The organism is Caulobacter sp. (genome assembly GCF_035254145.1).
Classification (GTDB): domain Bacteria; phylum Pseudomonadota; class Alphaproteobacteria; order Caulobacterales; family Caulobacteraceae; genus Caulobacter.
This window is the reverse complement of the sequence record NZ_DATFAV010000010.1, coordinates 1-4,118: the sequence shown is the minus strand read 5'-3', so window position 1 is coordinate 4,118 and position 4,118 is coordinate 1. Positions and strand designations below refer to the sequence as shown.

Genomic DNA, 4,118 nt, shown 5'->3' with positions numbered 1-4,118 from the left:
ACCTTTCGCGAGGCGCCGTCGATGGGCGGGGTGCTGCGGATGCGTCATATGCCGCCGCTGGGCGGCGACACCCTGTTCGCCGACACCGCGGCCATCTATCGCGACCTGCCGCAGGCGCTGAAGGATAGGCTGGCCGACCTGACGGCCGAGCACGACATCATCCAGAGCTACGGCTACCGCGTCGACGAGGCCAAGCGCCAGGAGCTGCGGGCGGCCTATCCGCCGATGGTCCATCCTGTGGTGCGCACGCACCCGGAGACCGGCGAGAAGCACCTGTTCGTCAACAAGGTCTTCACGACCCGCATCCTGGGCCTGCCCGAGGACGAGGCCAAGGCGCTGCTGAACGACCTGCTCGATCGGGTGAAGGCGCCGGAATACCAGGTCCGCTTCCGCTGGACCCCGAACGCCATCGTCTTCTGGGACAACCGGGCGACGCAGCACTACGCCGTCCTGGACTATTGGCCCCAGGAGCGAGTCGTCGAGCGCGTGACGATCAAGGGCGACAAGCCGTTCTGACGGACGCGACGCGCCGACGCGTGCGAGGCGTTTCAGGATGTCGGGGATTTAGGGGGAAATAAGCCGACTGGCCACGCCCGAGGGACGTGGCCAGTCGGCCCAAACAAAAAGGTGTCGGCGCGGTGGGGTGCGCCGAGTAGGAAGATCAATTAACGAGTCTTGGCGCAATGGCAACGCTGCTTGTGGTTGCACCTCTGCGACAAAGCCGCACAGAACGCCTTTTCGCCTAGGATTTAGGCGTTTGCACGCGTCGCGCCGCGATGGCCGGGTCGCCGAGAACGCGGAAGGCGACGAAGACCAGAGCGCCCGTCAGCGTCAGGCATACGGCCAGGAACAGCATCGGCGCGAGGTTGCTGCCGGTGCGGTCGCGGATGATCGGCACCACGTTCTGGGCGACGAAGCCGCCCAGGTTGCCCACGGCGTTGATCGCCGCGATCCCGGCCGCCGCGCGCGGTCCTCGCAGGAAGGTGGGCGGCAGGCTCCAGAAGCCCGGCTGGCCCGCGAAGATGGCGGGCGCGGCCACGCACAGCAGGGCGAACTTGGCCCAGGTTCCGGGCACGAGGACGCTCGCCACCAGGGCCACGGCGGCGATGAGGGGCGGGCCGGCGACGTGCCACACCGTGAAGCCGCGCCGCGCGGCGTGCCGGGGAACCCACCACAGGGCCGCCGCGACCAGGATCCAGGGGATGATGTTGATCAGGCCGTTGACGGTGTTGGACACGCCGAACGCCTTGACGATCGTGGGCAGCCAGTAGCTGAGGCCGTAGGCGCCCAGCGGCATGCCGACATAAAGGCCCGCCAGCAGCAGCACGCGAGGGTCCAGCATGGCCTTCCAGGCGCCGGCGTGACCCTGGTCGGCGTCGGTGTGTTCAGAGGCGAGGGTCTTGGCCAGCCAGGCCTTCTGCTCGGTGTCCAGCCAGGGCGCCTTCTCGGGCCCGTCCGGCAGTTTCCAGAGCACGTACGGTGTCATCAGCACGGCCGGCACGCCGGTGGCCAGGAACACCCACTGCCAGCCCGCCAGGCCCAGCAGGCCGTGCAGGTCCAGCAAGGCGCCGCCGACCATGGCCCCGACCGCGTTGGCCAGGGCCGAGGCGACCATGAACAGGCCGATCATCCGAGCCCTGTGGCCTTGCGGGAACCACAGCGTCAGCACGTAGAGCACGCCCGGAAAGAAGCCGGCCTCCGTCACGCCCAGCAGGAAGCGCAGGATGTAGAACATCGTCGCGTTCTGGGTGAAGCCGAGCGCCAGGGTCACAAGGCCCCAGGTGAACATGATCCGGGCGAACCAGACCCGCGCCCCGACCTTGGCCAGGATCAGGTTCGAGGGCGCCTCGAACAGGAAATAGCCGATGAAGAACAGGCTGGCGCCCAGGCCATAGGCCGCCTCGCTGAGGCCCAGGGCCTGCACCATCTCGAGCTTGGCGTAGGAGACGTTCTGCCGGTCGATGTAGGCGATCAGGTACATCAGGCAGAACAGCGGCATAAGCCGCGCCGTCACCCGGCGGACGGTGGGGGCCTCTAGGCTCATGCGGCGACCGCCATTACGTTCAACCGCATCGTCATGCATCCTCGTTCAATGGTTTTGAGCCAGCACCACCAGCCCGGTTAGCGTCGTCGGGACCAGCGCGCCACCCCGACTAAGGTCGATGGTCGGCGGCGGCCTTATCGACCGGCCGCCTTCTCGTCATAGAAGCCCCGCAGTACGAAGAAGGCCGGCTTGCGCCGCCCCGTCGGCGAGACCAGGCCCTTGCGGTTCCAGCCTTGCTGATAGACGGGATGCTGGCGTCGCGGACTGCGGAAGTCCTTCAGGATCCATGGCGACATGCCGCGCAGGCTCGGGACCTTGCGAGCCATGGCCAGGGTCTTCTCGTAGTATCGCTTCTGGTAGTCCTCGGAGAACTTGCGCATCAGCACGGGATCGCTGAAGCCGGCCAGAGCATCGGCGCCGAACTCCGAGAACACCAGCGGTTTGTCGGTGGCCCGCCAGGCGAAATCGGGCAGGGCGTCCAGGGCGTCGTCGCCGTACCAACCGTTATAGGTGTTGGCGGACAGCACATCGAGCTTGTCGGCCAGCGGGTCGTTGAGGCTCATCAGGACGCCGCCATCCACGCTCTTGCGGTCGGTCAGCAGGGCGGCGGTGACCAGGCGCGTGTCGTCCAGGGCGCGGGCGTCGTCGACCAGCCGGTAGAGGAAGGCGTTGCGGGCGTCGGTGATCGGCGTCTCGTTGGCCACGCTCCACAGGATGATCGAGGCGCGGTTGCGGTCACGGCGGATGTTGTCGGCCAGCATGCCGCGCGCGAGCGAGAGCGTGCGTGGGTTGCCGAAGTCGACCAGCCAGTAGACCGGGATCTCGCTCCAGACCAGCAGGCCCATCTCATCGGCCAGGCGCGTGGTGATCTCGCTGTGCGGATAGTGGGCCAGGCGCACGAAGTTGCCGTGCAGCCCCTGCTTGATCTCGGCCAGCAGGGCGCGAGCGCCGGCCTCGCTGATGGCGCGGGCCGGATTGTCGCCGAACTCCTCCTCGTGCAGCGAGATCCCCCGCAGGAAGATCGGCTTGCCGTTCAGCAGGATCTCCGAACCCTTGGTCTCGATGGTCCGGAAGCCCACGCGATCGCTCAGCCGATCCTCGCCGGCCTGGATGACAACGTCGTAGAGCTTCGGCGTCTCGGGCGACCAGCGGGCCAGGCGCTTGGGCGCGGGGGCCGAGACCTTCAGCACGCCCTGGCCATCGGTCCGGCCGGCGAGGTCGAGACCCAGCTCGGCGATGCGGACATGGACCTCCCGGTTCGCCGCCTGGGCGCCGTCCAGCGTCACGGTGGCGGCGATGCGCCCGTCCTTGGCCAGGCGCACCCAGGCCTCGTCGATGAAGGTGCCGGGCGTGATGACCAGCCGCATCGGCCGGGTGATCCCGCCATAGTTCTCCCAGTCGGTGACCGGCGGCGGGACGCCGTCGGCCTGCGGCGTGGAGTCGACCCCGACCGTCAGCTGGTTGTTGCTGGCGCGCAGGACCTCGGTGACCTCCATGGAGAACGGGGTGAAGCCGCCTTCGTGCTCGCCGACCGCCTTGCCGTTCAGATAGACCTTGGCGGTATAGTTGGCCGCTTCGAAGCGCAGGAAGGCGCGCTGGCCGGGCTTCAGCGGCGCGGCGTCGAAGCGGCGCTCGTACCACATCAGGCCCTGGTAGTGGCGCAGGCTCGGGTCATGGCCGATCCAGCCCTGGGGCAGGGTCGCCGTGGGCGCGCGGTCCATGTCGTATTCATAGAGCGCGGTCGGCGTGGCGCGGGTCAGGGCGTCGACATCGACGTCGTCATAGCGTCGGTGGCCGGCGGCGGGCGGGCCGCGATGGAAGCCGGCCAGGCCGTCCCGATAGGGATCGACCGAATAATGCCAGGTTCCGGAAAGGTCCGCGCCTTCCCGCAGGTCCGCGCGCGTCAGGGTCGGCGAGGAGGCCTGGGCCGCCAGGGGCGCCGCGACGATCAAGGCGCACGCCGCGCCGATCAGGGCCTTCAGTCCCGTTCCCATAGCATCCTCCCGCGGCCGTTTCGGCTCGTTGGACGGTTGAAGCATGGTCAGGCCGGGGAGGAAAGTGGTCAGACCACTTG

The 4,118-nt window shown here is 68.3% G+C and carries 3 protein-coding genes; 1 reads left to right on the top strand and 2 read right to left on the bottom strand.

Annotated features, from left to right (window positions below; all coding sequences use genetic code 11):
• The coding region (locus VJ655_RS00495) for a TauD/TfdA dioxygenase family protein (RefSeq protein ID WP_324097428.1) at nucleotides 1-516 on the top strand (516 nt) is incomplete at its 5' end.
• Between the two features lie 226 nt (nucleotides 517-742).
• On the opposite strand, the gene VJ655_RS00490 is transcribed toward VJ655_RS00495, so the two are convergent.
• Both VJ655_RS00490 and VJ655_RS00485 read right to left on the bottom strand, forming a co-directional pair.
• A complete protein-coding gene (locus VJ655_RS00490; RefSeq protein ID WP_324097427.1) occupies nucleotides 743-2,044 on the bottom strand; it encodes an MFS transporter in 1,302 nt (433 codons plus the stop codon).
• Between the two features lie 134 nt (nucleotides 2,045-2,178).
• The gene (locus tag VJ655_RS00485) at nucleotides 2,179-4,038 is read right to left on the bottom strand and encodes a glycoside hydrolase family 2 protein (RefSeq protein ID WP_324097426.1); all 1,860 of its coding nucleotides are present in this window, start codon (nucleotides 4,036-4,038) and stop codon (nucleotides 2,179-2,181) included.
• Between the last annotated feature and the right edge of the window lie 80 nt (nucleotides 4,039-4,118).